The following is a 26,966-nucleotide window of genomic DNA, read 5'->3' as shown; positions in this document are numbered from 1 at the left end:
CGGCTTTACACCGCATGCGGCAATCCCTTGTCGGATGTCAAAAGAGCGGCACCCGGCTTTATCGACAGGCCCACATCCTGCCCGACGGCCAAAGACGGCGCATCTGCATCACAGATCGCCGTCAAGGTCTGCCCGTCTCCAAACGCCAGAGTGACATCCCGATGCAATCCGCGAAAAGTGGTCGAAACCACACGCAGCGCCAATTGACGGGGTGCCCCGCCAGCTGTCGTTCGGACCTCGGGCTCGATGACCAGCCGGTCGGAGCGGATCACCACCAGGTTGGCGCTAACATTGCCATCCGGGACCGTGACCGGCACCGACTGACCAGCTATGATTGCCACAGTGTCCGCTCCAGATCCTTCCAGCCGCTCAGGCCGCAGAAGATTATCCATGCCGATGAACCGAGCGACAAAGGCATTGGCGGGCGCATGAAAAAATTGGTCGGGCCGGCCAAGCTGTTCGATCCTGCCCTGATGCATGATGGCCATCCGGTCGGAAAGGCTGAGCGCCTCATCCTGATTATGGGTGACAAGAATGAAGGTGGCACCGGTACGCTTGTGGAGGCGACCGAATTCATTGCGCATCTGCTGGCGAAGCCGTTCATCCAGGCCCGTCAAAGGTTCGTCCAGCAGCAATATTCCAGGCTCCATCACCAGAGCACGCGCCAGAGCCACGCGTTGCCGCTGGCCGCCGGACAGCAAATTGACATCACGCTCGCCAAATCCGGACAGTTCCACCAGATCCAGTGCCTCCCCAACCTTCGCATCGAGTGCTGTGCCGGAAAGACCGCGCAGCTTCAATCCGTAACCAATATTACGCGCCACCGACATATGCGGAAACAGACCCAGCCCCTGGAACACGGTATTGACCGGGCGGCGATTGGCAGGCACCGCCGCCATATCCTTGCCATCAAACAGAATCCGTCCCGCATTCGGCTGGTCAAATCCGCCAATCAGCTTCAACAGCGAGCTCTTTCCGCTGCCGGAAGACCCAAGCAGGGTGAAGAACTCCCCTGCCTTGATCTCCAGCGACAGGTCATCGACCGCCCGGATCGGACCATGACTGCGCGTCACAGCGTCTATGCTGATGGATATGGCCATCCTATGCGGCCTGCATGTCCGTTTCGTGAATGACAAGAATACCAGTTTCGGTCAGGCTGGCTGACTGGCCCTCAAGCACAAGTGTCGTCGCCGTCGCCTCTTCGATCAGCAGTGGGCCGAATACAGGCTGACCGACAGGAAGCCGGGCCCGCTCGTAAACGGCACAGGTCTGCCAACCCATGGATCCACCGAAATAAACCTTCCTTTCGCCGACCCTGGCCGCGTCAATCGTCATGTCTTGCCTTTTCAGTTTTGGCAGGGAAATGACCTGCCCTTTCAAAACGGCTTCGAGATGCAGCGTCGTCAGTTCAATCTCGGCTGCGGGCAGGCGGAAAGCATAGGCGCGTTCATGAACATCATGAAACCTTTGGCTGAAAGTTTCAATGGTGTCGCCCGCCTCGAACCGCGCAAAAACACCATGTTCCTGACCTTTATAGCGCGCTTCAATCTGGTGATTGAATGCCACCTGCGCCTCAGCGCCCGCCGAAAAATAGGCGATGGCTTGCCGCTCCAGCAATGTGAACCGGGTAGCGGCCTCCTCCAGTGCCTGGTCGGCCAACAGGTGAAACCAGGTTTCGCGGAAGTCGGCACGGGGTTCGGCTGCCAGCATGCCCCAGGCGGAAAAAATCCCGGGATGCGGCGGCACGACCGTCGCCTTCACACGCAATTCGCGCCCGAGATGGCTGGCCAGCGCCGGACCGGCGCCGCCACTGATCACCAGACTGGCATCACGTGGATCATGGCCGCGCTGAACCGTCACCAGTTTCAGGGCATTGATCATGCTGGCATGGGCAATGTCCATGATCGCACCCGCAGCATCCTCAATCGACATATTCATTGGCCCGGCCACGGTTGCAATGGCGCTTGCCGCCTTCTCCTTGTCCAGATGCAGCGTGCCATCGGCAAAGGTAGCGGGATCAAAAATGCCGAGCGTCAGCAATGCATCTGTTAGCGTCGGCTTTGTGCCGCCGCGCCCGTAACAGGCAGGTCCAGGGGCCGAACCGGCGCTTTCGGGGCCAACGCGCAAGCTGCCGCGCGCATCGATCCAGGCGATAGAGCCACCGCCTGAACCGATTTCGACGATATCAACGACCGGCACCTGCACGGGATAGCCAGGCTGGATGCGGGTGTGTTCCAACCGGTATTCGGTATTCAGCGTCGGACGCCCATCATGGATCAGCGAGCATTTTGCTGTCGTACCGCCGACATCCAGCGACAGGATTTCGCTCTCGCCAAGCTCCACCCCGATGCGTGCCGCCCCGGCAACCCCGCCCGCCGGACCAGATTCCACCAGCGTCAGCGGCTGTTGCACAGCCTGATCGAAGGAGGAAATGCCACCATTGGATTGCATGGCATAGTAAGGACACGTCAGATTGCGCCGGGCGAGCGCGAATTCCATCATTTCGAAATATTGCTGGATGGCCGGCTGAACATAGGCATTCAGCACGGTCGTATTGGTGCGCTCATATTCCCGCCATTGCCGAGAAACCTCGTGACTGGCGCAGATCGAGGCAAATGGCAGGGCATCGGCCAGAATATCGGCGCAGACCTTCTCATGCTCGGGATTGGCATAGCTGTGCAGAAACAGGATGGCGACCGCATCCACATCTTCGAGTGTGCAAACGCGGATGATTTCGCGCAAATCGTTCAATTCGATTGGCAGGAGCACCTTGCCGGACGCATCGACCCGCTCACGCACCTCGAAGCGAAGATGACGAGGCACGAAAGGTTCGGGACTATGGAAATGCAGATTGTAAAGGTCCGGCCGATTGCCACGACCGATTTCCAGCACATCTCGGAACCCGGAGGTGGTGATAAGTGCGGTCTTTGCCCCCTTGCGCTCGGTAATCGCGTTTATCACCGTGGTGCCGCCATGGGCAAAGAAGGTGATGTCGCGGACCCGCAAGCCATCCTTGCGCTCGCTGACATCGATCGCATCGAGCACGCCGCCGGACTGGTTATCTGACGTCGTCAGGCTTTTCGCGGTAAAAATCTCGCCGCTGCCCTCATCATAGCCGACGAGATCGGTAAAGGTTCCACCTACATCTGTTGCCAATCGGATCATTCTTCAATCCTCCCACGGTAACCATAGAGGCTGGTCGCTGCCTCCGCGCTGACAAAACCATTCTTCAAATCTGTTTCAATCAAAGCCGGATCGCGATCGCCGGGATCGCCCCATCCACCACCGCCACCGGTGACGATGCGCACGACATCGCCCGTCCTCAGCGCAATATCGGCAGAGCGGCCATAGCAGGCGTTTTCGCCCGATGCGGCCAGAACCTGAAGGCTATTGGCCGTACCATCATGGCCGCCGTCCATGCCCCATGGCAGGGTGCGGGTGCGGCCAAAGCTGCAATAGGCAGACGCCTTGTCGCCGAGGATCTCATATTCCCTGATGATCCCGAAACCGCCGCGCATCCGCCCAGCCCCGACGCCACCTTCGATATTCAGGCCATACCGCCGCACCAGCAAAGGAAAACGCGCTTCGATCACTTCGACGGAATAATTGTAGGTATCGCCATCCGTCAGCGAAATCAGCGCATTGGCGCCGTCCCTGTTGATACTCGCACCCCAGCCGCCATGCTGCGGCTCGATGTGAATGAACGGTCGGCCACTACGGTCATTTCCTGAGATATAGGCGACACAAAGGCTGGAATAGGAACCGGCGGAAAACCGCTCCGGCACCAGCGCCGCCAGCGCCTTCCAGACCAGTTCCGAAGCATGGACCGAGCCCTCGTAATACCATCCGGTCGGCGAGGGTTTTTCGGCGGTAAACACCGTTCCTGATGGCGCGATCACAGTCAAAGGCCGGAACCAGCCCTCGTTTGATGGCGACTGCGGTGCCACAAGCGCCTTCAGGATCGTCCTGACTGCCGATTCCAGCGCGCCTCGTGAGCAATTGATCGGTCCCGCCACGGCGGGAGGACAACCGGTGAAATCAGCGGTGATTTGATCGCCAGCAATGGTCACCGCCACTTGCACGGCAATCGGATCGACTGTGACGCCATCGCCATCGATAATGTCGCTGGCCCGGTAAATGCCGTCGGGAAGTGCGGCAATTGCCTGACGGCTCTGCCGTTCGCTGACATTGAGGATATGGTCGAATGCGGCGATCAAGGTGGGAGCGCCGTATTTGGCAGTGAATTCTTTCATGCGCCGGGCCGCAACCCGCACTGTGGCGATCTGTGCCGTCAAATCGCCAAGCGCGATCTCGGGCATGCGGACATTTTCCGAGATGATGTGCAGAATGTCAGAGGAAAGCATGTCGTTGCGAACGATTTTGACGCCCGGCAACCGCAGACCTTCCTGATAAACCGAGGTTGCAGCCGGCGAAAGACTGCCCGGAACCGATCCGCCAACATCGAGATAATGAGCGACATTAATGGCAAAGGCGAGCAGCACGTCATCGACGAAAATCGGCTTGACGATCGCGAAATCGCAAGCATGCGTTCCCCCGGCATAGGGATCGTTGGTCAGCAGAATATCGCCATCGGCCATATCCGCCCCGAAACGGTCGATCAGCGATTTGACCTGACGGCCGAACGTACCGGTAAACAGGGTGATGCCGTTCATCTGGGCGATCAACTCACCCTTTGCTGTCAAAACACCGCAGGCAAAATCCAGCACTTCGTAGATCACCGGGCTCATGCTGGTGCGGGCCATAACGATGCCCATTTCATCGACGGTGGCAATCAACTTGCCCTCGATGATTTCCTGGGTCACCGGATCGAATGGGTGCCTGCCCGCCATCATACCACTAACGTCTCCCTACTGAAACTCATGAAAGAGAGTTTAGGCTCACAACTCAGGCGCGACCAGCCTGCCAGAAGAGTAGGATTGCAAGACCCAACCCCACCCGTTCGGGTAGGGTGCGCATTCAGGCCACACGCGACCTACATTCGCCCGCGCCACACTGACACGACAAGCGTCGATAACGATTAGGAATATTAGAATTAAACGAATTAGATGTCTCAAATACCTCAGACACTTGAGATATTCGCAAAGGCAATACCAACTGCCATTTTCAATGACCCTTGATATTACAACCCTGCTTCAGGACACAGTCGGGAAAATGAACACGCCAGCAATCGAGCCATTATGGCTGCCGAGCGCACAGGACTTTCCCATGCAAAAGACCGGTTGTTTGGTCGAAAGGCTTTTGACGATTACGGTGGAATAGTAAAAAGAGGACACTGTGCTGGCTGCCTTTTCGAATATTTCGAGAATAGACATCCTATCCTTATAGTCATAGCAGCGCGTGATCGTCAGAAGGCCACATTCCTGGCTGCTCAATCCATGAAATGTAGCGGTTTTTGCGCCAATTTTGACCACGCCATTGTTAAGGTCGCCCGACCATTGCTCGATAAGGCCGTAAGGCAAGGTCCAACTGCCGATGCCGTTGTTACCGGCAATTTCTTCGGTGTCTACCGTTTGCATCAATCCTGCAATTTTAAACAAGACATTCCCCATCAGACGTATTGTTCAACCGGCATGATCCAAATCTCGATCTGGACTTCTTTTAGAGAGTAATGCCGCAAAAGCAGGATGCGTTTTTGCAACCAAGAACGAACGGCCACGTCAAACTTTCACGGCTCTCACGCTTATTCTTCTCTCCTGAAGCTCGCGTTTTTCCGTGCAGCCATGCCGCACATTCAAAACATTGCCGCGATCTTCAGCGTGGGATGCGTTATAAATAATGAATGTAATTCATATACTCAGGAAAATTGATAAAAAAAAGTTAAATTTAAACGTTATTTTGAATGAAACGGATTTTCTATTTTATGGGAACGACGAAGAGGAATAATAAATCCAATAACGTTGACAGTATCCCTAGTCGAAACGACGGGAGAGCTAATCTTGGCTTCAGTTGACGAGGCCTTCAAATCGCATCTGGATTGCTTGCGCATCCAATGACAGGCTGAGCAACAATCACTGGAAATTTTTGGCGCAAATGCGGGGCACAGGGTCCTTTTAAACAGCAAAAGGGCGGCTTTAAAGCCGCCCTTCAGAGAGTCTGAACTCTATCAAGATGTCGAGTAATAAGGCTTTCGCCTTATTACATCATACCACCCATGCCGCCCATGCCGCCCATGTCAGGCATGCCGCCGCCAGCCGAATCCTTCTTCGGCAGTTCAGCAATCATGGCTTCCGTGGTGATCAGCAGCGAAGCAACTGAAGCCGCGTTCTGCAGGGCCGTGCGAACAACCTTAACCGGGTCAACGATACCCATGGCAATCATGTCACCAAACTCGCCGGTCTGGGCATTGTAGCCGTAGTTGTCGTTGTCCTTGTCGAGGATCTTGCCAACGATGATGGAAGCTTCGTCGCCTGCGTTTGTTGCAATCTGGCGAACCAGAGACTGCAAAGCGCGGCGAACGATGTTGATGCCAGCTTCCTGGTCGTCGTTTACACCCTTAACGGTGATCTTGGTGGAGGAGCGCAGCAGAGCTGTACCGCCGCCGGGAACGATGCCTTCCTGAACAGCAGCGCGTGTTGCGTTCAGAGCGTCGTCGATGCGGTCCTTGCGTTCCTTAACTTCGATTTCGGTCGAGCCGCCAACGCGGATAACGGCAACGCCGCCAGCGAGCTTGGCCAGACGTTCCTGAAGCTTTTCGCGGTCGTAATCGGAAGACGTTTCTTCGATCTGAGCCTTGATCTGGGCAACGCGGCCTTCGATGTCGGACTTCTGACCAGCGCCATCAACGATGGTGGTGTTTTCCTTGGTGATGGAAATCTTCTTGGCGCGGCCGAGCATGTCGAGGGTGACAGTTTCGAGCTTGATGCCGAGGTCTTCGGAAATAACAGTACCACCGGTGAGGATAGCAATGTCTTCCAGCATGGCCTTGCGGCGATCGCCGAAGCCAGGAGCCTTGACAGCAGCAATCTTCAGGCCGCCACGCAGCTTGTTGACAACCAGCGTTGCAAGAGCTTCGCCTTCAACGTCTTCAGCGATGATGACGAGTGGCTTGCCGGTCTGCACAACAGCTTCCAGAACTGGCAGCATAGCCTGCAAGTTGGAGAGCTTCTTTTCGTGCAGCAGAACGTAGGCGTCTTCCAGGTCAGCAACCATCTTTTCAGGGTTGGTGACGAAGTAAGGCGACAGGTAACCGCGGTCGAACTGCATGCCTTCAACGACTTCAAGTTCGGTTTCAGCGGTCTTGGCTTCTTCGACGGTGATAACACCTTCGTTGCCAACCTTCTGCATGGCTTCAGCAATGTCTTTACCGACCTGCGTGTCGCCGTTTGCAGAGATCGTACCAACCTGAGCAACTTCTTCAGAGGTGGAGATCTTCTTGGCCTTAGCCTGAAGGTCCTTCACAACTTCAGCAACAGCCAGATCGATGCCGCGCTTCAGGTCCATTGGGTTCATGCCGGCAGCAACAGCCTTGTTGCCTTCGCGCACGATAGCCTGGGCCAGAACGGTAGCAGTGGTGGTGCCGTCGCCTGCGATGTCGTTGGTCTTCGAAGCAACTTCGCGAACCATCTGTGCGCCCATGTTTTCGAACTTGTCTTCCAGTTCGATTTCCTTGGCAACAGATACGCCGTCCTTGGTGATGCGTGGAGCACCGAACGACTTGTCGATGATAACGTTACGACCCTTAGGGCCGAGTGTTACCTTGACAGCGTCAGCAAGGATATCAACGCCGTGCAGCATCTTTTCGCGCGCAGTGCGGCCAAACTTGATTTCTTTAGCAGCCATTTTCAAACTCCCGGGTATCTAACCCATTGGTGAATTGGTTAAAAGGAAGAAGGGGTATTCGGCTAAAATCAGCCGATAACGCCCATGATGTCGGCTTCCTTCATGATCAGCAGGTCAACGCCGTCGAGCTTGACTTCGGTGCCAGACCACTTGCCGAACAGAACGCGGTCGCCAACCTTGACGTCCAGAGCAACCAGAGCGCCCTTGTCGTCGCGTGTGCCTGGGCCAACAGCGATGATTTCGCCTTCAGCTGGCTTTTCCTTGGCGGTGTCAGGAATGATAATGCCGCCCTTGGTCTTTTCTTCAGACTCAACGCGCTTAACAACTACGCGGTCGTGCAGTGGGCGGAAATTGGTGCTTGCCATTGTCTAATCCCTCGATCAAATGACATTCGCGGGCCGAAACGGCCCCGCATGGATATTGTTAGCACTCAGTCAGTTCGAGTGCTAGCGAGCCTGAGATAAGGACGGTTCCAGACTGAGTCAAGGATGCCGCTCAAAAAATATATGCCTGAATGGGACGACGCGCGCATGACGGAACGCTCTGACATGGCAAAAAGGCAAGACCATGTTCCGGTTGTGCCGCTTCGTGCGCTCTGCGCGGCATTCTGGTCTATCGGTCTTCTTGGATTCGGGGGCCCCGCTGCCCAGATCGCCTTGATGCATAGGATTGTCGTTGATGAAAAACGATGGCTCTCCGAAGCGCGTTTTATGCATGCGTTGAATTATTGCATGCTGTTGCCTGGGCCAGAGGCCCAGCAACTGGCGACCTATATCGGCTGGCTGAATGCCGGTATTCGGGGCGGGCTGATTGCCGGTCTGCTGTTTGTGCTGCCAGGTCTTGCTGTGATGATCGGGCTTTCGGCGGCCTATGCCGTCTATCACGATATTGCCTGGGTTGCGGGCCTGTTTTTCGGGTTAAAGGCTGCGGTGCTGGCAATTGTCCTGCAAGCGCTGCTCCGCATCGGCGGGCGAGCGCTGAAATCTAGCTTTCACTGGCTTGTCGCCGCCTTCGCCTTTCTGGCACTGTTTTGTCTGGCCTTGCCTTTTCCTGTTGTCGTCCTGCTGGCGGCTCTGGCCGGGCTGATCCGCGCCTCTGGGCAGCCCGTCTCGAAACCACAGCCTGCCATAGGAGAACTACCGCTAAACTGGAGGCATATCGCCCTATCGTTTCTGGGTTGGATTGGCCTCTGGCTGGCGCCGCTGGCCGTGCTGGCGCTGTTTGACGGCGGCGGGAGGCTCACCGAGATTTTCCTGTTTTTCGCCCGCATGGCGCTGGTCACCTTCGGTGGGGCCTATGCGGTGCTGGCCTATGTGGCGCAGGTGGCAGTGGAACATTATCAATGGCTGCGCCCCGGCGAGATGGTCGATGGGCTGGCGCTGGCCGAAACCACACCGGGACCCCTAGTTCTGGTCCTCTCCTTCGTCGGTTTCCTGGCGGCGTTTCGTGATGCCGATAGTGTAATGCCGTTGATCTCAGGCATGGCCGGGGCATTGCTGACGGCCTGGGCGACCTTTGTGCCAAGCTTCGTGTTCATCTTCGCCGGTGCGCCGTTGATCGAGCGTTTGCGCGGCAATAGGTTGGCGGATGGAGCGCTTTCGGCCATTACCGCTGCCGTGGTCGGGGTGATCGGCAATCTCGCCGTCTGGTTCGGGTTGCATGTGCTGTTTGCGAAAGTGGATCGAATTCCGTTGAGCGCCTTATGGCCGGGCGAGCGGGCTCCGGGCCTTTGGTGGCCGCATCTTGCTTCGCTCGATATCCCGTCGCTGTTTCTGTTTGCAGCCTCGGCGCTTCTGCTGATGCGGTTGAAGATCAGCATGGTAATTGTGCTGGGTCTGGCTGCTGTGGCTGGATTGCTGTGGAACCTTGACGCCGTGTGATCAGCGTCGGAACGGAGCTGAAAACCCTGATGTTCCGGCAAATCTCTTGCAATTGCGGCGCAGCTTTGCCATGTCAGGCCAGTTCTTTCAGCAGGCAACGGATTCCATGGCAAAACCTATCGATACGCTCAATGAAATCACCCAGGGTTACAATGTCATCCTCTCGGATGTCTGGGGCGTTTTGCATAATGGTATCGATGCCTTCCCGGCGGCAGGAGAGGCCCTGTCGCAAGCCCGGGCCGATGGCGTTTCCGTCGTGCTGATTACCAATGCTTCACGGCCATCTGACCGTGTGAAGGTAATGTTGGATCAAATTGGCGTCCCAGAAACGGCCTATGACGCTATCGTCTCTTCCGGTGATGTGACGCGAAAACTGATTGAAAAAGCCCCGCGACGCGCTTTTCTGATCGGCCAGAGCCAGGATCTGTCGTTGTTTGAGGGGCTCGATGTCGAACTGGTTCCGGCAGACGAGGCCGACGCCATTATTTGCACCGGATTGTTCAATGACGAAGAGGAGCAGCCGGAAGACTATCGCGGGATGCTTGAAGGCTTGAACCAGCGTGGACTTCCGATGATCGTCGCCAACCCCGACCTGATCGTGGAACGTGGTCACAAGCTCGTCCCCTGCGCCGGCGCTCTGGCAGCGATATACGCTGAAATGGGCGGTGAAACCCGCTATGCCGGTAAGCCGCACAGCCCGATTTATGAAGCAGCTTTGGCGAAAGCGCAGGAAATACGTGGCACTGAGATTGACCGCAGCCGCATCATCGCCATCGGCGACGGTATGCCAACCGATGTGAGGGGCGCGCTCAGCTTCGGCCTTGACCTTCTCTATGTGAGCGGCGGTATCCATGCAGCCGAATATACCACCAACGGCAAGACCGATGAGACGATGCTGAACGCTTACCTGGAGCGAGAAGCCGCGACGCCAAAGTGGTGGATGCCCCGCTTGGCCTGACGGGAAAGTGCAATGACCGTTTTTCACCGCAATGAAAAGAAGACCCCGCTGCCCGACAGCCTGAAGGGCGGCGTTGTTGCCATCGGTAATTTCGATGGCGTGCATCGTGGCCACCAAAGCGTGCTAGAACGCGCGCTGGAACTGGCGCGGCAACGCGGCGTTCCCGCACTGGTCCTGACTTTTGAGCCGCATCCCCGTGCGGTGTTCACCCCGCAAGACCCAGTGTTTCGCCTGACCCCGGCGCCGCTCAAGGCCCGCCTTCTGGAGGCGATGGGGTTTCAGTCGGTGATCGAATATCCATTCGACCGGGAGTTTTCGCAGCGTTCCGCCGAGGATTTCGTCAAGACCGTGCTGGTGGACTGGCTGGGGGCTGCCCAAGTAGTGACCGGCTTCGATTTTCATTTCGGCAAAGGGCGCGAAGGCGGCCCGGCCTTCCTGATGGGGATGGGCGCGCAATACGGTTTCGGCGTTACCCTTCTCGATGCCTTCCGCGATGAAAATGCCGAGGTTGTTTCTTCCACCCGCATCCGGGGCCTGCTGGCCAAGGGCGCGATCAGCGAGGTGGCGGGCCTGCTTGGCTATCGCTTTACCGTGGAAGCCGAGGTGATCAAGGGCCAACAACTGGGCCGCACCCTGGGGTTCCCAACGGCCAATATGGCGCTTTCGCCGGAAACTACCCTGCGTCCCGGCATTTATGCCGTGCGCCTGCGCCGGGCCGATGGTTCGCTGCATGATGGCGTCGCCAGTTTCGGTTATCGCCCGACGGTGACAGAAAATGGTGCGGCGCTGCTGGAGACCTTCGTTTTCGATTTCTCTGGCGATCTTTATGGAGAAATTTGCGGCGTGTCCTTCTTCGGACATCTGCGTGACGAGTGGAAATTCGAGGGTCTCGATCCGCTGGTCGCCCAGATCAATATCGATGCGGAGGAGGCAAGGGCATTGCTGGCGGGCGTTAAGCCTCTGGGTGAACTGGACCGTAAAATCACCTTTTGACGTCGGCTGACGAGCCGGTCTGTCTTTATGAATTATTTATACAGCGCGACCAGATTCCCAATCGAGAACTTATATCGGCGCGCCTATATCGTTCGTGTCACCAACAGAGTGCATGAACATGATCGTCAATGACCCTTGTTTTTTCAGTGTGTCCTCGATCGAGCCGGGTGCCTATTGCATGCCCCGAGCCCGCGTCTCCCGTAGAGTCCGGCATGATCGCAAAAACCGCGCACGGATAAACCGCATCGTCTGGGCCTTCGGGTTGTTCAGCATGCTCATGCTGTCCGTGGCGCTGATCGCCTGATCATAGCGCGCTGGAAATGATGCGCCGCAATTCCCCCGCAGTGGAAAGTCAAGACGATGCCTGCCAAGGACGTGGCCGAAAGCTATTGCCACAAAATCACCGATCCGCTGGACGTGTTGTCGCAGCGTGTATCCGATGCATCCCATTTGCGTGAAAACCACATATGGGATGCGGTGCGCGCGATTCCGATGCTTGCGGCGTGCCGCAGCAATCCTCGCCTTTATTCCAGGCTCTGCGCGCTGACAGCCGCCGGCGCGATATTCGATGCCGTGTTGATGCTGGCAGCCAATGCCAATCCCGAAATTGAAATTCGCAATCTGCAATGTGCCTCAGGACGCTGGTCATGCCGTATCGCTGTTCTCAGAGAGGGAGAGCCTGATCAAATGGTGTCCGCAACGCATTGTGACCGGGCGGCGGCCATTCTGTCGGTGCTGATCGTTGTGGCGCGGTCCCGCGCGTCTGCTTGAACCTTTGGAGCCGTTCATGTTCATGCCTCGCCTTCTGCCCGATGGCGCTTATGCAGATCTCATTACCCCGTTTAGCAATGGCGAGGTCGATCACGCGGGCCTTGCCAGCCTGATCGAATATCAGATCCAGTCCGGAATGGCCGGCTTGGTGGTCTGCGGGGAAAATAGCGAAGCCTACAGCTTGACGCATGACGAGCGCGCTGCCGTCATCCGAACCGCTGTCGCCGCAGCAAAAGGCGCTGTTCCGGTTCTTGTTGGCACGGGCACCAATTGTACGCGCAGCAGCCTGGAGTTGACGTTGCATGCAAAGGCGCTTGGGGCAGATGCGGCTCTTCTGGTTGCCCCGTTTTATAGCAAGCCGTCACAGAAGGGCTTGCTTGCCCATATCAAAACCGTGGCTGAGGCGGTTGACCTTCCGCTGGTTATCGTCAATTGCCCGGCACGAAGCGCTGTCGATATTACGCCGGATCTGGCGGAAGCCTTGGTATGCGTACCCTCGGTTGTCGGGCTGGTGGATTGCACCGGCGATGTTACCCGTCTGGCGCAGGTGTCCGCCGCCTGCCGCGCCCGTATACATTGGTATTCGGGCCATGATCGCAGCGCACTTGCCTTCACGCTAGCAGGTGGGCATGGCGGCTTTTCGTTGTCCGCCAATATCGCACCGCGCCAGGTCGCCTCCATGCACAATGCCTTTCGCTACGGGAATATCGCGGCGGCATGCGTGCTTCAGGACAGGCTGCTGCCGCTCTTTGCGGCACTTGATCTGGAACATCCGGTCGCTGCCGCCAAACAAGCGCTCAGTCTCATCCGGTGCTTGACCCCGGAATTGCGTTTGCCCTTGACGCCTGTTGGCGACGAGGCGCAGGCGCTGATACGCACCGCCATCACCCTCCTTGGCAATCATTCTGTAAAAACATCTGCCAAGGCCTCTTAATACCAAGCCTCGAAGATGCTGGCGCATCCTCGACTTGAAAAATTGAAAATATCTCAAATGCGTCAGAGGCTTGGGATATTTTCAAAAGGAATACAAAGAGTCATTTTCAATGACTCTTTGTATAATCTCTTCAGTCAAAGGAGATGCTCACCATGGGCACTATGTCGGATAATATTTCACCCTTCAAAAAGACCGGGCCGCGCTTTACCATCGGACGGGATCATCATGGCTGGTGGGTCGTGCATGATCGGGCAGGCCAGGTTGGAGGTCTCTTTGCAACGGAGGACGCCGCCTTGCGCTTTGCCGCCAGCGAATGCGATCACCACATGAACGAGATTTGCCGTGCGCCCGCCTCGGTGACTGTGGAATTGGGGCGATTCACCAGCGACCACATCCGCGCTCCAGCCGCCTGACGGGACGTACCCTCTTTTCCAACCGTAAGACTTTCTGTTTCAGGTTGCAGCCTTGCTGTGAATCGGAAATGATTGCGAGGCTTTGAGGCGCGCAATGCAGTTGCGCCTCAGCTTTTGCGGGAGAGGGTTTCATGCAAAAACGTATTTGGACAGCGGCCTGCTGGCTGCTGGTTATTCCGTATATTGGCCTGTTATGGGTTCCATTTTATAATATTCGTGAGCCTTCACTGTTCGGCTTTCCATTTTTCTATTGGTACCAGTTGATGTGGGTACCCCTGACATCGCTCCTGATTTACATCGCCTACAGGAGCATGCCCCATGATGACTGAGATCGATCCCACGGCGCTTGCCGTCTTCATCTTCTTCTTCGCGCTTGTCACCGTCATGGGTTTTGTCGCCTCGCGCTGGCGCAAGCCGGAGACCATGGCCCATATCGATGAATGGGGTCTGGGCGGGCGCAAATTCGGCACCTGGATCACCTGGTTTCTGGTGGGTGGCGATTTCTATACCGCCTATACGGTCATTGCCGTTCCGGCGCTGGTCTATGCGGTTGGCGCCTATGGGTTCTTCGCGCTGCCCTACACGATCATTGTCTATCCCTTCGTATTTCTGGTCATGCCGGTTTTGTGGCGGCGTGCCAAGGAGCACGGCTATGTGACCGCAGGCGATGTCGTGCATGGCCAATACGGCTCTCGCGCTTTGGAGCTGGTGGTAGCGCTGACAGGGGTGATTGCCACCATGCCCTACATCGCTCTTCAGCTGGTCGGCATGGCCGCCGTGCTGAAAGCGCTTGGCCTGCATGGCGAAGTGCCACTGATGGTGTCCTTTATCATTCTGGCGCTCTACACCTATTCCGCAGGCTTGCGCGCTCCGGCGCTGATCGCTTTCGTCAAGGACATCATGATCTATATCGTGGTGATTGTTGCCGTCGCCGCGATCCCGATGAAGCTTGGCGGCTATGCCAATGTGTTTGCCAGCGCCGATGCGGCCTTCCAGGCCAAGGGCTCCGGCGGGCTGTTGCTGGGTGGCAATCAATATGTGGCCTATGCGACGCTGGCCTTCGGTTCGGCACTGGCGGCCTTCATGTATCCGCACACGCTGACGGGAATTTTTGCCTCGAACGGTGCCAATACCATCCGCAAGAATGCCATGTTGCTCCCCGCCTATACGCTGCTATTGGGGCTTTTGGCGCTGCTGGGCTATATGGGCCATGCGGCAGGACTGAAACCGGCCACCCCGAATGACATCGTGCCGATGCTGTTCCAGACGCTGTTTCCAAGCTGGTTTGCGGGCTTTGCCTTTGCTGCCATCGCCATTGGTGCTCTGGTGCCAGCCGCAGTGATGAGCATTGGTGCCGCCAATCTGTTCACCCGCAATTTCTGGAAGGCCTATGTCAACCCGGATGTGTCGCATGCAGGTGAAGCGCAGGTGGCAAAAATCACCTCGCTGGTGGTCAAGGTTGGGGCGCTGCTGGTGATTGTCTTCCTGCCGACCCAGTTTGCGCTGGATCTTCAGCTTCTGGGCGGTGTCTGGATCTTGCAGACCCTTCCAGCGTTGATTTTCGGGCTGTTTTCCAACTGGTTCCGGGTTCCCGGCCTGCTGGCGGGCTGGGTGGTCGGCTTTGTCGGCGGCACCTGGCTGGTCTGGCTGAATGGTTTAAAGCCGCTGCATACGCTGAGCTTCGGGGACACGCAGTTCACCGTCTATACCGGCATTCTGGCACTCGTGGCCAATATTGTTGTGGCGGTGGTGGTTAACCTGATCACCCCTGCCAAGGTACCGGCGCGGGCGTGAGATTGTCCACCAGCGCGGCGGCTTCTACCGACTCGCTGGTGGTGCTTCGTTTGACGGTGCCGTCATCCTCGCGGCCGTCACCCTCGGGCTTGTCCCGAGGGTCTGCCGTGGCATGATGTTGCGCTGACGTAAGTTGACAATCGTGTGTGGCCCATGTGGTTAGATACTCGGCACAAGGCCGAGCATGACGACGAAAGGGAGGCTGCCCCTTAAAAACATCATAGAGGTCGCAAGGCTTTGTTGTTTTCCCTCGTCTCTTTCCCTCTTCTCTTTCGGTGTGAAACCGCTTAAACAAACGCCATCATGAGAACAGTCGGGTTGACCATAGCTTTCCGTAGTATCGGGCGAATTATTGGCCCGGCCTTCCGCGCGCTCTAGGAGCTGCCGGAGGGTCCGGGTTTTCGGCGTGTGCTCTGCCACGCCCCGTCACCGACTTTCTCTTCTTTCAGGCGCACTCTTGCCGCCTCTCATCTATGGCTAGATCATGACCGAGACCACTGATAAAAAAGACTATTCCGCCACGCTGGCCCTGCCGCAGACGGAGTTTCCGATGCGCGCAGGCCTGCCGCAAAAAGAGCCGGAAATCGTTGCCCGCTGGCAGCAGATGGGGCTTTACAAGAAGCTGCGCGCCTCCTCGGCTGGCCGCGAAAAATTCGTGCTGCACGATGGTCCTCCTTACGCCAACGGCAATATCCATATCGGCCACGCGCTGAACAAAATCCTCAAAGACGTAATCACCCGCTCATTCCAGATGCGCGGGTTTGATAGCAATTACGTCCCCGGCTGGGATTGCCACGGCCTTCCGATCGAGTGGAAGATCGAGGAAAAATACCGCGAAAAGGGCAAGGACAAGAACGACGTTCCGATCAACGAATTCCGTCAGGAATGCCGTGATTTTGCCTCCGGTTGGATCAAGGTGCAGTCGGAAGAGTTCAAACGCCTCGGTATCGAGGGCGATTTTGAAAATCCCTACACCACCATGAATTTCCACGCGGAAGCCCGCATCGCTGGCGAATTGTTGAAAATCGCCAAGAGTGGCCAGCTCTATCGTGGCTCCAAGCCGATCATGTGGTCGGTGGTGGAACGCACCGCCTTGGCCGAAGCCGAGGTGGAGTATCACGAGGTTGAAAGTGATACGATTTGGGTGAAGTTTCCGGTGACGGGAATGTCTGAAAGTCGTTATGATTCTAGCAAAGCTGGCCCAGGCGGTTTTGTTCCTAGCGAAGCATGGTACACCGCTGAACAGTATTTAAACTTGATCGGATTAAACGGAGCTCATGTTGTAATCTGGACCACAACGCCGTGGACCATTCCCGGCAATCGCGCCATCTCATTTTCGTCAGAGATCGAATACGGCCTCTATGAAGTCACTGAGGCGACCAACGGTTTTGGACCGCAACCGGGCGAAAGGCTGGTTTTCGCCAAGCGCTTGGTCAAAGATTGTGAGGCTAAAGCTAAAATAAAGCTTGAGTTGCGTAGCGATGTATCGGTTGGCGATTTAGCGGCCATCACATGTGATCATCCTTTGAAAGGTCTCGGCGAAGGCTATAAATTCGTAGTTCCCCTTATCGACGGTGATCACGTCACCGATGATGCCGGTACAGGGTTCGTTCACACGGCACCAAGTCATGGCCGTGAAGACTTTGACGCATGGATGTCGGCGGCTCGTTGGCTCGACGAACGTGGTATCTCCACTAAAATCCCCTTTACCGTCGATGACGCTGGCTTCTACACCGAAGACGCTCCCGGCTTTGGCCCCTCGGCTGAAGGTGGCGCTGCTCGCGTGATGGATGACAACGGCAAGAAGGGCGATGCCAACGAGCGGGTAATCGAGGCATTGAAAAAGTCGAACAGTTTGTTTGCCGTACAGCGCCGCTACAAGCACGAATACCCTCATTCATGGCGCTCCAAGAAGCCAGTGATCTTCCGCAACACGCCGCAATGGTTTGTCTATATGGACAAGGAATTGGGCGATGGTACCACGCTGCGCTCCCGCGCCCTTGGCGCCATTGACGACACCCGTTTTGTGCCCGCCGCTGGCCAGAACCGTCTGCGCGCCATGATCGAAGGCCGCCCGGATTGGGTGCTGTCGCGTCAGCGCGCATGGGGCGTTCCGATCTGCGTGTTTGCCGATGAGGCTGGTGAGGTCTTGCAAGACGAGACCGTCAATGCCCGCATTCTGGAAGCCTTTGAGGTGGAAGGTGCGGATGCATGGTTTGCTGACGGTGCCAAGGAACGTTTCCTCGAAGGCGTGCCAAACCAAGAGCGTTGGACGCAGGTGCGCGACATTCTGGATGTGTGGTTCGATTCGGGCTGCACCCACACCTTTACGCTGGAAGATCGCCCGGACCTGAAATGGCCTGCTGATGTCTATCTCGAAGGCTCTGATCAGCATCGCGGCTGGTTCCACTCATCCTTGCTGGAATCCTGCGCCACCCGTGGCCGCGCACCCTATAATGCCGTCATCACCCATGGCTTCACCATGGCGGAAGATGGTCGTAAAATGTCGAAATCCATCGGCAATACCATTTCGCCTCAGGATGTTATGGCCCAGTCCGGTGCCGATATCCTGCGCCTTTGGGTGATGAACACCGATTATTGGGAAGATCAGCGTCTGGGTAAAGCCATCATCCAGACCAATGTCGATGCCTACCGCAAAATCCGCAATACGGTTCGCTGGATGCTCGGCACGCTTGCCCATGACCATGGCGAAGACATTGCCTATGACGCGCTGCCAGAGCTGGAAAAGCTGATGCTGCATCGGCTGGCCGAGCTGGATGTGCTTGTGCGCGACAGCTATGACGCTTTCGAGTTCAAGAAGATCACCCGTGCACTGACCGATTTTGCCAATGTCGAGCTATCGGCCTTCTACTTTGATATCCGCAAGGATGCGCTCTATTGCGACGCGCCATCATCGCCGCGCCGCCGTGCTTCCCTGTTCGTGATCCGCAAGCTGTTCGATTGCATGGTGCTGTGGCTGGCGCCAATGCTGCCCTTCACCACAGAGGAAGCCTGGCTGTCGCGCAACCCGGATGCGGTTTCCGTGCATCTGGAACAGTTCCCGGCGATCCCGGCGCAGTGGCTGAACCAAGTGCTGGACGGCAAATGGGCAAAGATCCGCAAGGTGCGCAGCGTCGTGACCGGCGCGCTGGAAGTGGAGCGCAAGGACAAGCGCATCGGCTCCTCGCTGGAAGCAGCTCCCGTTGTGCATATTGCCGATGCCGATCTGCTGGCCGCGCTTGAGGGGCAGGATTTCGCTGAAATCTGCATCACCTCGGCCATTTCGGTGGTTCAGGGCGAGGGTCCGTCCGATGCCTTCCGGTTGTCAGATGTAGGGGCGGTCTCCGTCGAGCCGAAATTGGCGCAGGGCCGCAAATGCGCCCGCTCCTGGCGGATCACCGACGATGTCGGCTCCGACCCTGATTATCCCGATGTTTCGGCACGGGATGCGGCGGCCTTGCGCGAACTGACACTTGACTGACAGATGAATATTTACCGGATGATTTGCGCTTTTTAGGATCATCCGGTAGAAGCTGCCTGAAATTGGCCGGAATTTTCTATCAGGCGGGAAGATGCCGCCTGATAATTATTCAGGTTGGTGCCGGTATGGCCGATTTGATGTTCTCCTGAGCTTGCTGTATAAGGCGCGCGGGAGGTTCCGATCTGAAGCCATACACGCGACAGCGGTGCGGATATCCGTCGGTTCAGCATGAGGCTGGATGGTAGGATGCTTGCCACGACTGACGGAACTTTGGGTCCGGGACATGAAAAAGGCTGGAAGGTATTGATGGTTAAGGCACGGATGGTTCTTGTTGGCATGTTTGCTGCCTGCTCTGCCTTGAGCAGCTGCACCAGCGGCCCGACCTATGGCACAGATAAGACGTCTATGGAACAATTGGTGGACGATGTTGGCTCGGCCGCCTCTATCGGCAGCAAGAAGCCAACGACAAACACGGCATATAATCCGCGCCCAGACCTCGTTCTGCCGCCCAAGGGTGAGACCGCACAGCTGGTGCAGCCGCAGCAATCCCTGGCCAGCAAGGATAATCCCGATTGGGTCGAAAGCCCTGAGGACACCCGCACAAGGCTTGTGGCCGAAGCCGATGCCAACCGTGGCAACCAGAGCTATCGTTCGCCGCTTCTCGATGGCAACGGCACCAATGGCACGATGACCGAGACCCAGAAATGGCAGGCCTTCCGCGATGCCCGCAAGCTTCAGAAGGGCGCCTATATCGACCAGCGCCGGGTTCTGTCCGATCCGCCAGCTTCCTACCGTGAAGTAGATCAGGCCAAGTTGGACGATCTAGGCGAACCAGAAGCCAAGAAGGAAAAACGTCGCCAGAAGGAAGCGGAAATGTCCAATTCCAACAAATCATGGTGGATGCCTTTCCAATAAGTTCTGGCGGCCCCAAAACTTTGTGTTTTCAGCGACATATCAGGCAGGCCCGAAATGGCCTGCTTTTCTTTTGAGGGTTCTATATGGATTTCTCCATCCGCGAAGCGCGCCCCGATGACGTTCCGGTTATCCTTCGCTTCATCACCGATCTGGCGATTTTCGAAAAAGCCGAGCATGAAGTAAAGGCTACAGCAGAAAGCCTGCATCAATCGTTGTTTGGTGACGGAGCCATTGCCTTTGCCGTAGTCTTGGAAAAGCAGGGGAACCCTGTTGGTCACGCGATCTGGTTCTATAATTACTCAACCTGGCAGGCCCGCAAGGGGCTTTATCTCGAAGATCTCTACATCGATCCGGCCCATCGCGGCGGCGGTGCTGGGCGGGCCATGCTGCGCTATCTGGCAAAGCTTGCCGTCGATACCGGCTGTGGCCGGTTCGAATGGAGCGTTTTGGATTGGAACGAGCCAGCCATCCGGGTCTATGATGCTGTCGGTGCAGAGCCGCAGACCGAATGGCTCCGCTACCGGCTCTCCGGCGACAAGCTTGCGGATTTTGCCGCCGGAAGATGATAACTCTTATTCGGAGACGCGCACCAGCAATTTGCCGAAATTCTTACCCTCCAACAGGCCGATAAAGGCTTGAGGGGCGTTTTCCAACCCATCGACAATGTCTTCCCGGTAGCGAAGCGATCCATCGGCAATCCAGCCTGCCGCCTCCCGCTGGAATTGCGGAAATTGATCAACAAATTCGCGTTGGATAAAGCCCCGCACGGTCAGACTCTTGGTCAGAATATCGCGCATGGTCATCGGCAGACGATCCGGGCCGGGCGCATCCTCCACGGACTGGTTATACTGGGCAATCAGCCCGCAGACCGGCACACGCGCAAAGCTATTGAGCAGCGGGAAGACCGCTTTCCAGACATCACCACCGACATTTTCGAAATAAACGTCGATGCCATCGGGGCAGGCCTGAGCCAGTTCCTGGGCAAAATCAGGAGAGCGGTGATCGACCACCGCATCGAAACCGAGTTCGTTTTTGATAAAAGCGCATTTGTCAGCCCCGCCGGCAACGCCGACCGCGCGCGCACCTTTGAGGCGGGCAATCTGACCGACCGCAGAGCCAACCGCGCCGCTGGCCGCGGCCACCACCACCGTTTCGCCGGGCTTTGGCTTGCCGATGGTCAGCAATCCCGCATAGGCAGTAAAGCCGGGCATGCCCAGCACGCCGAGCGCGGTACTGATGGGGGCTGTCGACGGATCGATCTTGCGCAGCGTTTCCCCCTTGGCAATCGCATAGCTTTGCCAGCCGGAATGGGAGAGAACGATATCTCCCTCTTGAAAATCATTGTGTCTTGAGCGGATCACGCGGGCGACTGTACCGCCCTCCATCACCGCGCCAATCTCAACCGGCTTGGCATAGGATTTCGCAGCGCTCATGCGTCCGCGCATATAGGGATCGAGGGACAGATAGAGGATTTGCAGCAGGACCTCGCCGTCGGCGGGCTCGCCCACAGAGCCAGTTTCCAGCCGAAAATTATCGGCCGCTGGAGCGCCAGTTGGACGGGATGCAAGCTGAATTTGGAGGTTGTGTTGATGTGTCATGGTGTCTTTCATTTCAAAATTCACATTGGTTTAGAGTTTGCCTCAGGGAAAAATGCAACGGGATTTTCTCGAAAAGACAAACGAAAACAACAGGAATAAGAATCTGTCTGGTTCAATATGACCCTGCCAAATTCTAGAGGCCCACCTCGCTGGGCGGTCCTGTCGTCTTCCATGACAAAGTGATATAGCGTCCATCATCAGACGAACAATAGAGGCATGGCCAGCATTGGAACGACGAGCGAGATGACAGGCGAGACGCAAACCCTGTTCGACAGCGAGGCGCAACCTGACCCTTTGCAGCCGAAACCGCGGATGATGGCCTGGGCGCGCAATTCTGCCGCCTATCGTCTCGGCCGACGGATGATGAGTGAGCGGGAATTGCGCGATGCCGTCTCCCGCAAGGCACGACAGAAATATGAGGGCATCGAGCCGGAGACGGTGGATGCGCTGGCCGCCGAAGCCGTGCGCTTTGGCCGCCAGATGCTGGCGCTGGACGATGATGCGTATGCGCAGATCAAGTCGCAATCGGCGGCGCGCAGCGGCAAATCCAGACGTGCTATCGCCCAGACCCTGGCGCGCAAGGGTATCGAGAAGGACGTGGTGAGGGCAGCGCTGGAGGATATGGACGACCTGCCCGCCGCCATTCGATTTGCCAGAAAGCGCGGCTATGGCCCCTTTCGCCGCAGCGACGGCGATGAACGGCAGAGAATGAAGGAAATGTCGGGCATGGCACGCAATGGCTTTGGCTTCGATCTGGTGCAACGCGTGCTTGCCATGTCACGCGAAGAGGCCGAAGAGTATTTGTTGCAACAACCGCTGTAAGCGAGGCTTGCTGGTGGGTTGATCTGCATCTCTTTCAATTCAAGACGTATTCAAGGGTTTTTCATGAGCCAGCGGGCCAATAATCAGGTGGAAATATACTCCTCATGCCCTGTGCCTCCGCTTTTCGAGGCCTTCATCTCGCATCGCGCTGTTTGCTTCCGTCACGATGATTTTACGCCGGAAGCGGCAATGGAACTTGGCGTGCCCCTGCCGGAAAGCATGGGAAAGGCGGTTGCCAAGCGCAAGGCGGAATATGTGGGCGGGCGGTTCTGCGCCATGGAGGCGATTGCGGCGCAAACCGGCCAGCCTGCCGCACCCGTTACAGCGGGACCGCGTGGCGAACCAGTCTGGCCCCCAGGGCTGGTCGGCTCGATCACCCATACGCACGGATTTGCTGCGGCAGCCGTTGCCGATGCGGCTCGATTTCGCAGCCTTGGCATGGACACAGAACAGGTCATGACAGCGCAGGTTATGGGCAATGTCCGAGAGCGGATCTGCGGTCCGGAAGACAGGTTTGGGGCCAGCAGCTCTCTTTTGCCGGAACTTCATACCACCCTGGTGTTCTCTGCCAAGGAGAGCCTGTTCAAATGTCTTTATCCATTGGTTGAAAAAATGTTCTGGTTCGAAGACGCGCTGATCCGGATCGATCCGGATCGGGATGGTCTGTTTACCGCCGAATTGCTGTCACGCCTCCATGTGGAATTTCCGGCGGGAACAGTGATCGAAGGACGCTTTTGCCTGACGCCGGGTCTGGTTCATACCGGCATCAGCCTTGCGAAAGATGAGGCTGCGTTATAATTTAGCTTTTGCAATAATACCCTAAAAATTACATGGGTTTTGCTTGGTTAATATAATTTTTTACCGGTTGATATGTTTGTAATCTTTCGATTACATCAGAACAGGCTTGCAAAAGCGGATGCGACATAGCACGTTTTCTTCATGAACTTCACTCTGCGATTTCAGCCCCCGATCAGTACCCAGAGCGCGATCAAGCGCAGGGCAATCCTGTCGCATCTTTCCGCTGGCGGATTGAAACGGGTGACCACCATCATTGCGCCGGCTGGCTATGGCAAGACATCCCTGGCTGCGCAATGGTTCGATACCCTGCGCGCCGAAGGCTACAGCCTCTCCTGGCTTGCGCTGGATCAGGAATATAGCGACCAGACACAGTTCCTCCTGTTGCTGCTGGAAGCCGTCAACGCCCTGCGTCTGGAAGAAGGCACGGGTGTTGATTCCAGCATGACCGTCGCCTCGCTTCTGGCCTTGTTATCCACGCGGTTGCGCAAGATCACCGAGCCGGTCATCCTGTTTCTGGATGACTATCACTTCGCCCAGACCGATGCGACCGAGGCAATCGTCGCGCGCCTGTTGGGCGACCAGACGCTGAACCACCTGAAGCTGGTGCTGATTTCGCGCACGCCACCGCGTTTTCCGGTATCCGCACTGCGGTTGAAAGGCGAATTCCGCCAGGTCAATATTGCCGAATTGGGGTTTTCCGACCAGGAAGCTGAGGAGTTTTTTGCCGGACAGACTGCCAGCTTGAGCCGGGAGCAAGTCGCTGGGCTCAATAAAAGGACGGAAGGCTGGGCGGTTGCCTTGCAGATGATCCGGTTGCTGATTGCTGAAAATGTCGATGGCGGCACGCTGTTCACCACCTTCGACGGCGGCAATGCCGAAATGGGTAGCTATTTGTCGGAGCAGGTGTTTGCCAATCTGCCTGAAGATGTGCAGGAACTGCTTTTAAAGACGGCGCCTTTCCCTACCGTCAATCGCGATCTCGTCGAGGCCGTCTTCGCCGATGCCCATAGCGCCGACTTGCTTGGCAAACTGGGAGATCATGCCCTGCCGGTCGCCCTCCTGGCTGGCGGTGGCGGCTGGATCCGCTACCATCCGGTTTTCAATGCCTTCCTGAAGGAAGAGGCCGCTCGACGTGGCTATCAAGTCCAGGATGTTCTGGAACGGGCAGCGCGCTGGTTCCAAACAACAGGTGATTTCGATGCTGCCGTGCGCCATGCACTGATGAGTGGCAATGCCAATCTGGCTGCGGAAATCGTCGAGACCAGCGGCGGCTGGCGGCGGGTCTATACGACCAGCCGAGGGGGTGCCAGCGTGTTCAACTCCATCATGGCCAATGTTTCGGCCATTGATCTCAGCTGTTTTCCACTGACCACGCTTGGCCTGTCGGTGGTCAGTGCCAAAGCCGGGCATCTTGATGCCGCCAACCATTATCTCGGCATTGCGGAGAGGGCCGACACGGCTGCTCCGGATACGTTTACCAGTGATCTGCGAGTGGTCCGTGTGCTGCTGGGGCTGTATTTCGACCGCCCTGCCTGCGCCGAAGACTTGGCCGCATTGGAAAACGATCTGACAGACATTGCCAGCACCGAACTCGTACACCGCGCCATGGTGTTGAATATGCTGTCTTATAATTTCCTCGACCGCAGCGACATGGATCGGGCCTTGCATTACGGCCATCTTGCGGTTCAGACGTTCCGTGACGGCGGTGCTGATTTCGGCGCGGTACATCTTTACACCCATATCGGCCAAGCTGCTTTTTTCAGTGGCGATTGCTCCGGCGCTGAGGAGTATTATCAGCAGTTGATCGATGAAGTGCAGGCCTGCATTGGCAAGGGCACCGATCTCGACGCCTTGGGACAGGTGCTCAAGGCAGAATTGCTGGTCATGCGTGGCGATCTGGAGGCCGCCGGGCCTTGTCTGCGCTGGGCCTTGCCGCATCTGGAGCGCCATGATGCCTGGTTCGATCTTCTGGCCGCTGGGTTTACCGCCCAGCAGATGATCTTCCGACTAGAGGGCGACATGACCGCGGCCCATGCGCTGGCGGACCGGACACGGTCGGCGGCCAAGCGGCGTGGTTTTCATCGGTTGATCCGGCTGATCGACGGCGCCCGGGTGTTGCTCCTGTTGGAAAGCGGTGATGTTGAGCAGGCGATTCGCTACGCAAAGGCCCATGGCTTCGGCATGGAAGACATCACCTCGGTGCCGGATAATAATCTGGCGATCCATTTGCGTGGATTGACGCCGGCTCTGCTTTGGGCACGCATCCATTTGGTTCGCGGCGATCTCGAGCGCGCCAGACAAGCGCTTTCCATCCTGATTAGCCAGCAACTAACGAAAATCCACGATCTTCGCAGCGTGGAACTGGCGCTTCTCGACATGCGTCTGTTGATTGCCGAGGAAAAACGCGAGATCGTTGCGGCCCGCTTGGAAGATCTGCTGTTGACCTTTCCGATGGAAGATTTTCGGGCCATGATCTGGATTGAAGGCGACGATTTCCTGGGCGATCTCAGGGCAATTGCCGAGGAAAGTCCGATGTCGGCAGTTCTGCGTCAACGGCTACAAGCCCTGCTACCGGAAGGAAAGGTGGCGCCGGAGACCAGCGAAGACATGCCGCTTCACAGTCTCTCGTCATCCGCGCTGACAGACAGAGAACTTGCTGTCATGGCGCTGCTCAGCCAGGGCTTCAGCAATAAGGAAATCGGTCGTAAACTGGCCTTGAGCGACAACACCATCAAATTTCATCTGCGCAATATTTTCGCAAAGCTCAAGGTCACTACCCGCACCGCCGCGGTCGGTGCCGCTCGCCGCGCTGGCATCTCACTGTAATTGCAGTTTTATAGCAAGGTAAGTAGATGGCCGAATTCTCGTTTGGTTTTGCAAGGCGAGGGATCGGCTTAACCCGGCTGCACCAAGCGAGTCGTCGTGAAATAGCATATTATAAGAAGAGCCATTGAACACGACTCTTCTAATTTCGCTTTCGAATATCTCAAGCCTTTGATGCATGTGAGATATTCGAAATTTCTCGACAGCGAAAACCCGGCATCAGCCGCCGAAGATCGTCCGCAGCAGGTCGATACCACGGTCATCGAAACTCACTTCGCCCTGCTTATTGCCAGGACCGACCACGATAACTTTGCTACCGATTTCGGCGCGGGCATAGAGATCCTCGACATCCTTGTTGTTCATACGGATGCAACCCGAGGACAGGTTCAGCCCGATTGACCATGGCTGATTGGTGCCATGAATGCGAAAAATCGTATCGCGATTGCCCTTGTAGAGATACATGGCGCGCGCACCGAGCGGATTATCCGGTCCTCCTTCCTGCACGACGGGGAGGATATGACCGCGACGCGCTTCCCGCACACGCATTTCTTCCGGCGGACGCCAGCTTGGCCATTCCACCTTGCGACCGATATTGACGACACCCGACCAACCGAAACCCTCGCGCCCGACGCCGACGCCGTAGCGGATCGCCCGGTTATTGCCCTCGACGAGATAGAGGAACTTGTTATTGGTATCGATGATAACAGTACCTGGCGCCTCATCGGTTTTGAGCCGCACCAGCCGCCGCTTGAATTTATCGGGAACCTCCCGCTTCATCATCTGCGGTGTTACAACGCTGCTGGCCGTCGAGTTGGCCGGATCGTCCGCTCTCGGTGCTGCTGCCGAGCCTGAAGCTGGCAAGGCCAGTGCTGCTATCATCAATGCGGCCATCGCCACACCCGTTCCCCTCATCCGCATAGGCAATTTCCCTCTCCAAACAGTTCGAGTAAAACTATCCAAGCTTAGCAATGTTGCAAGCCGTCTCC

At 56.9% G+C, this 26,966-nt stretch carries 23 protein-coding genes; 15 read left to right on the top strand and 8 right to left on the bottom strand.

What is annotated here, in order from left to right; translation table 11 throughout:
* Positions 1 to 5: 5 nt before the first annotated feature.
* The 6 genes from AVCG78_RS20825 to groES all read right to left on the bottom strand — a co-directional run bounded on the left by AVCG78_RS20825 (position 6) and on the right by groES (position 8,165).
* Entirely contained in the window at positions 6 to 1,100 is a 1,095-nt protein-coding gene (locus AVCG78_RS20825) for an ABC transporter ATP-binding protein (RefSeq protein ID WP_071206237.1), read from the bottom strand.
* Position 1,101: 1 nt separating this feature from the next.
* Positions 1,102 to 3,165: a hydantoinase/oxoprolinase family protein gene (locus AVCG78_RS20820; protein ID WP_012654131.1), complete on the bottom strand. Its 2,064-nt coding sequence runs from the start codon at positions 3,163 to 3,165 to the stop codon at positions 1,102 to 1,104.
* Positions 3,162 to 4,853 carry a hydantoinase B/oxoprolinase family protein gene (locus tag AVCG78_RS20815; protein WP_071584393.1) on the bottom strand — a complete coding sequence of 564 codons (1,692 nt, stop codon included), beginning with the start codon at positions 4,851 to 4,853 and terminating at the stop codon, positions 3,162 to 3,164. The genes AVCG78_RS20820 and AVCG78_RS20815 overlap by 4 nt, the downstream gene beginning before the upstream one ends.
* Before the next feature lie 300 nt (positions 4,854 to 5,153).
* Positions 5,154 to 5,537, bottom strand: coding sequence for a hypothetical protein (locus AVCG78_RS20810; protein ID WP_234617627.1), 384 nt, complete (start codon positions 5,535 to 5,537; stop codon positions 5,154 to 5,156).
* Positions 5,538 to 6,156: 619 nt separating this feature from the next.
* Complete coding sequence (gene groL / locus AVCG78_RS20805; protein WP_012654128.1) at positions 6,157 to 7,800, bottom strand: chaperonin GroEL; 1,644 nt, start codon at positions 7,798 to 7,800, stop codon at positions 6,157 to 6,159.
* 68 nt (positions 7,801 to 7,868) lie between these two features.
* Entirely contained in the window at positions 7,869 to 8,165 is a 297-nt protein-coding gene (gene groES / locus AVCG78_RS20800) for a co-chaperone GroES (RefSeq protein ID WP_012654127.1), read from the bottom strand.
* 183 nt (positions 8,166 to 8,348) lie between these two features.
* Here groES and chrA point away from each other — a divergent pair, with 183 nt between their 5' ends.
* From chrA to AVCG78_RS20740, 12 genes are all read left to right on the top strand, one after another.
* Positions 8,349 to 9,680 (top strand): chromate efflux transporter, encoded by a 1,332-nt coding sequence (gene chrA / locus AVCG78_RS20795; RefSeq protein WP_234665038.1) that lies wholly within the window; start codon positions 8,349 to 8,351, stop codon positions 9,678 to 9,680.
* Between the two features lie 106 nt (positions 9,681 to 9,786).
* Positions 9,787 to 10,638 (top strand): TIGR01459 family HAD-type hydrolase, encoded by an 852-nt coding sequence (locus AVCG78_RS20790; RefSeq protein ID WP_071206460.1) that lies wholly within the window; start codon positions 9,787 to 9,789, stop codon positions 10,636 to 10,638.
* A 12-nt stretch (positions 10,639 to 10,650) separates the two neighbouring features.
* Positions 10,651 to 11,631, top strand: a complete 981-nt coding sequence (locus tag AVCG78_RS20785; RefSeq protein ID WP_012654124.1) for a bifunctional riboflavin kinase/FAD synthetase — start codon at positions 10,651 to 10,653, stop codon at positions 11,629 to 11,631.
* A gap of 112 nt (positions 11,632 to 11,743) precedes the next feature.
* Entirely contained in the window at positions 11,744 to 11,935 is a 192-nt protein-coding gene (locus AVCG78_RS20780; RefSeq protein ID WP_041698597.1) for a hypothetical protein, read from the top strand.
* Between the two features lie 56 nt (positions 11,936 to 11,991).
* Positions 11,992 to 12,402 carry a hypothetical protein gene (locus tag AVCG78_RS20775; RefSeq protein WP_071206455.1) on the top strand — a complete coding sequence of 137 codons (411 nt, stop codon included), beginning with the start codon at positions 11,992 to 11,994 and terminating at the stop codon, positions 12,400 to 12,402.
* A 16-nt stretch (positions 12,403 to 12,418) separates the two neighbouring features.
* Positions 12,419 to 13,336 carry a 4-hydroxy-tetrahydrodipicolinate synthase gene (gene dapA, locus AVCG78_RS20770; RefSeq protein WP_081355252.1) on the top strand — a complete coding sequence of 306 codons (918 nt, stop codon included), beginning with the start codon at positions 12,419 to 12,421 and terminating at the stop codon, positions 13,334 to 13,336.
* A gap of 152 nt (positions 13,337 to 13,488) precedes the next feature.
* Positions 13,489 to 13,749 (top strand): hypothetical protein, encoded by a 261-nt coding sequence (locus tag AVCG78_RS20765; RefSeq protein ID WP_234617629.1) that lies wholly within the window; start codon positions 13,489 to 13,491, stop codon positions 13,747 to 13,749.
* A 131-nt stretch (positions 13,750 to 13,880) separates the two neighbouring features.
* Positions 13,881 to 14,078 carry a DUF3311 domain-containing protein gene (locus AVCG78_RS20760; protein ID WP_012654120.1) on the top strand — a complete coding sequence of 66 codons (198 nt, stop codon included), beginning with the start codon at positions 13,881 to 13,883 and terminating at the stop codon, positions 14,076 to 14,078.
* Entirely contained in the window at positions 14,068 to 15,543 is a 1,476-nt protein-coding gene (gene mctP, locus AVCG78_RS20755; protein WP_071206454.1) for a monocarboxylate uptake permease MctP, read from the top strand. Before AVCG78_RS20760 ends, mctP begins: the two co-directional genes overlap by 11 nt.
* Positions 15,544 to 16,027: 484 nt before the next feature.
* Entirely contained in the window at positions 16,028 to 19,024 is a 2,997-nt protein-coding gene (ileS, locus tag AVCG78_RS20750) for an isoleucine--tRNA ligase (RefSeq protein WP_071206453.1), read from the top strand.
* A gap of 306 nt (positions 19,025 to 19,330) precedes the next feature.
* Positions 19,331 to 19,939: a hypothetical protein gene (locus AVCG78_RS20745; protein ID WP_041698595.1), complete on the top strand. Its 609-nt coding sequence runs from the start codon at positions 19,331 to 19,333 to the stop codon at positions 19,937 to 19,939.
* Positions 19,940 to 20,022: 83 nt separating this feature from the next.
* Positions 20,023 to 20,505: a GNAT family N-acetyltransferase gene (locus AVCG78_RS20740; RefSeq protein ID WP_071206450.1), complete on the top strand. Its 483-nt coding sequence runs from the start codon at positions 20,023 to 20,025 to the stop codon at positions 20,503 to 20,505.
* Positions 20,506 to 20,511: 6 nt separating this feature from the next.
* Here AVCG78_RS20740 and AVCG78_RS20735 read toward each other — a convergent pair whose 3' ends face one another.
* Positions 20,512 to 21,537, bottom strand: coding sequence for an NADP-dependent oxidoreductase (locus AVCG78_RS20735; RefSeq protein WP_071206458.1), 1,026 nt, complete (start codon positions 21,535 to 21,537; stop codon positions 20,512 to 20,514).
* Between the two features lie 243 nt (positions 21,538 to 21,780).
* Here AVCG78_RS20735 and recX point away from each other — a divergent pair, with 243 nt between their 5' ends.
* The 3 genes from recX (at position 21,781) to AVCG78_RS20720 (ending at position 25,983) form a co-directional block, all read left to right on the top strand.
* Entirely contained in the window at positions 21,781 to 22,359 is a 579-nt protein-coding gene (recX, locus tag AVCG78_RS20730) for a recombination regulator RecX (RefSeq protein WP_071584552.1), read from the top strand.
* 189 nt (positions 22,360 to 22,548) lie between these two features.
* On the top strand, positions 22,549 to 23,157 hold the full coding sequence (locus tag AVCG78_RS20725; protein ID WP_174089743.1) for a 4'-phosphopantetheinyl transferase family protein: 609 nt from the start codon (positions 22,549 to 22,551) through the stop codon (positions 23,155 to 23,157).
* A 141-nt stretch (positions 23,158 to 23,298) separates the two neighbouring features.
* Positions 23,299 to 25,983 carry a LuxR C-terminal-related transcriptional regulator gene (locus tag AVCG78_RS20720; protein ID WP_071206447.1) on the top strand — a complete coding sequence of 895 codons (2,685 nt, stop codon included), beginning with the start codon at positions 23,299 to 23,301 and terminating at the stop codon, positions 25,981 to 25,983.
* A 216-nt stretch (positions 25,984 to 26,199) separates the two neighbouring features.
* Here AVCG78_RS20720 and AVCG78_RS20715 read toward each other — a convergent pair whose 3' ends face one another.
* Positions 26,200 to 26,898: a L,D-transpeptidase gene (locus AVCG78_RS20715; protein ID WP_071206445.1), complete on the bottom strand. Its 699-nt coding sequence runs from the start codon at positions 26,896 to 26,898 to the stop codon at positions 26,200 to 26,202.
* Between the last annotated feature and the right edge of the window lie 68 nt (positions 26,899 to 26,966).

It is taken from the genome of Gillisella vitis (assembly GCF_021559775.1).
Classification (GTDB): Bacteria; Pseudomonadota; Alphaproteobacteria; order Rhizobiales; family Rhizobiaceae; genus Allorhizobium; species Allorhizobium ampelinum.
This window is presented reverse-complemented; position numbering and strand designations above follow the sequence as displayed.

Excerpts from the sequence above, each read along its gene's own strand:
- AVCG78_RS20825 (WP_071206237.1), bottom strand. The coding sequence starts at position 1,100 with ATGGCCATATCCATCAGCATAGACGCTGTGACGCGCAGTCATGGTCCG.
- AVCG78_RS20820 (WP_012654131.1), bottom strand. The coding sequence starts at position 3,165 with ATGATCCGATTGGCAACAGATGTAGGTGGAACCTTTACCGATCTCGTC.
- AVCG78_RS20815 (WP_071584393.1), bottom strand. The coding sequence starts at position 4,853 with ATGATGGCGGGCAGGCACCCATTCGATCCGGTGACCCAGGAAATCATC.
- AVCG78_RS20810 (WP_234617627.1), bottom strand. The coding sequence starts at position 5,537 with ATGCAAACGGTAGACACCGAAGAAATTGCCGGTAACAACGGCATCGGC.
- groL (WP_012654128.1), bottom strand. The coding sequence starts at position 7,800 with ATGGCTGCTAAAGAAATCAAGTTTGGCCGCACTGCGCGCGAAAAGATG.
- groES (WP_012654127.1), bottom strand. The coding sequence starts at position 8,165 with ATGGCAAGCACCAATTTCCGCCCACTGCACGACCGCGTAGTTGTTAAG.
- chrA (WP_234665038.1), top strand. The coding sequence starts at position 8,349 with ATGGCAAAAAGGCAAGACCATGTTCCGGTTGTGCCGCTTCGTGCGCTC.
- AVCG78_RS20790 (WP_071206460.1), top strand. The coding sequence starts at position 9,787 with ATGGCAAAACCTATCGATACGCTCAATGAAATCACCCAGGGTTACAAT.
- AVCG78_RS20785 (WP_012654124.1), top strand. The coding sequence starts at position 10,651 with ATGACCGTTTTTCACCGCAATGAAAAGAAGACCCCGCTGCCCGACAGC.
- AVCG78_RS20780 (WP_041698597.1), top strand. The coding sequence starts at position 11,744 with ATGAACATGATCGTCAATGACCCTTGTTTTTTCAGTGTGTCCTCGATC.
- AVCG78_RS20775 (WP_071206455.1), top strand. The coding sequence starts at position 11,992 with ATGCCTGCCAAGGACGTGGCCGAAAGCTATTGCCACAAAATCACCGAT.
- dapA (WP_081355252.1), top strand. The coding sequence starts at position 12,419 with ATGTTCATGCCTCGCCTTCTGCCCGATGGCGCTTATGCAGATCTCATT.
- AVCG78_RS20765 (WP_234617629.1), top strand. The coding sequence starts at position 13,489 with ATGGGCACTATGTCGGATAATATTTCACCCTTCAAAAAGACCGGGCCG.
- AVCG78_RS20760 (WP_012654120.1), top strand. The coding sequence starts at position 13,881 with ATGCAAAAACGTATTTGGACAGCGGCCTGCTGGCTGCTGGTTATTCCG.
- mctP (WP_071206454.1), top strand. The coding sequence starts at position 14,068 with ATGATGACTGAGATCGATCCCACGGCGCTTGCCGTCTTCATCTTCTTC.
- ileS (WP_071206453.1), top strand. The coding sequence starts at position 16,028 with ATGACCGAGACCACTGATAAAAAAGACTATTCCGCCACGCTGGCCCTG.
- AVCG78_RS20745 (WP_041698595.1), top strand. The coding sequence starts at position 19,331 with ATGGTTAAGGCACGGATGGTTCTTGTTGGCATGTTTGCTGCCTGCTCT.
- AVCG78_RS20740 (WP_071206450.1), top strand. The coding sequence starts at position 20,023 with ATGGATTTCTCCATCCGCGAAGCGCGCCCCGATGACGTTCCGGTTATC.
- AVCG78_RS20735 (WP_071206458.1), bottom strand. The coding sequence starts at position 21,537 with ATGACACATCAACACAACCTCCAAATTCAGCTTGCATCCCGTCCAACT.
- recX (WP_071584552.1), top strand. The coding sequence starts at position 21,781 with ATGACAGGCGAGACGCAAACCCTGTTCGACAGCGAGGCGCAACCTGAC.
- AVCG78_RS20725 (WP_174089743.1), top strand. The coding sequence starts at position 22,549 with ATGGAACTTGGCGTGCCCCTGCCGGAAAGCATGGGAAAGGCGGTTGCC.
- AVCG78_RS20720 (WP_071206447.1), top strand. The coding sequence starts at position 23,299 with ATGAACTTCACTCTGCGATTTCAGCCCCCGATCAGTACCCAGAGCGCG.
- AVCG78_RS20715 (WP_071206445.1), bottom strand. The coding sequence starts at position 26,898 with ATGCGGATGAGGGGAACGGGTGTGGCGATGGCCGCATTGATGATAGCA.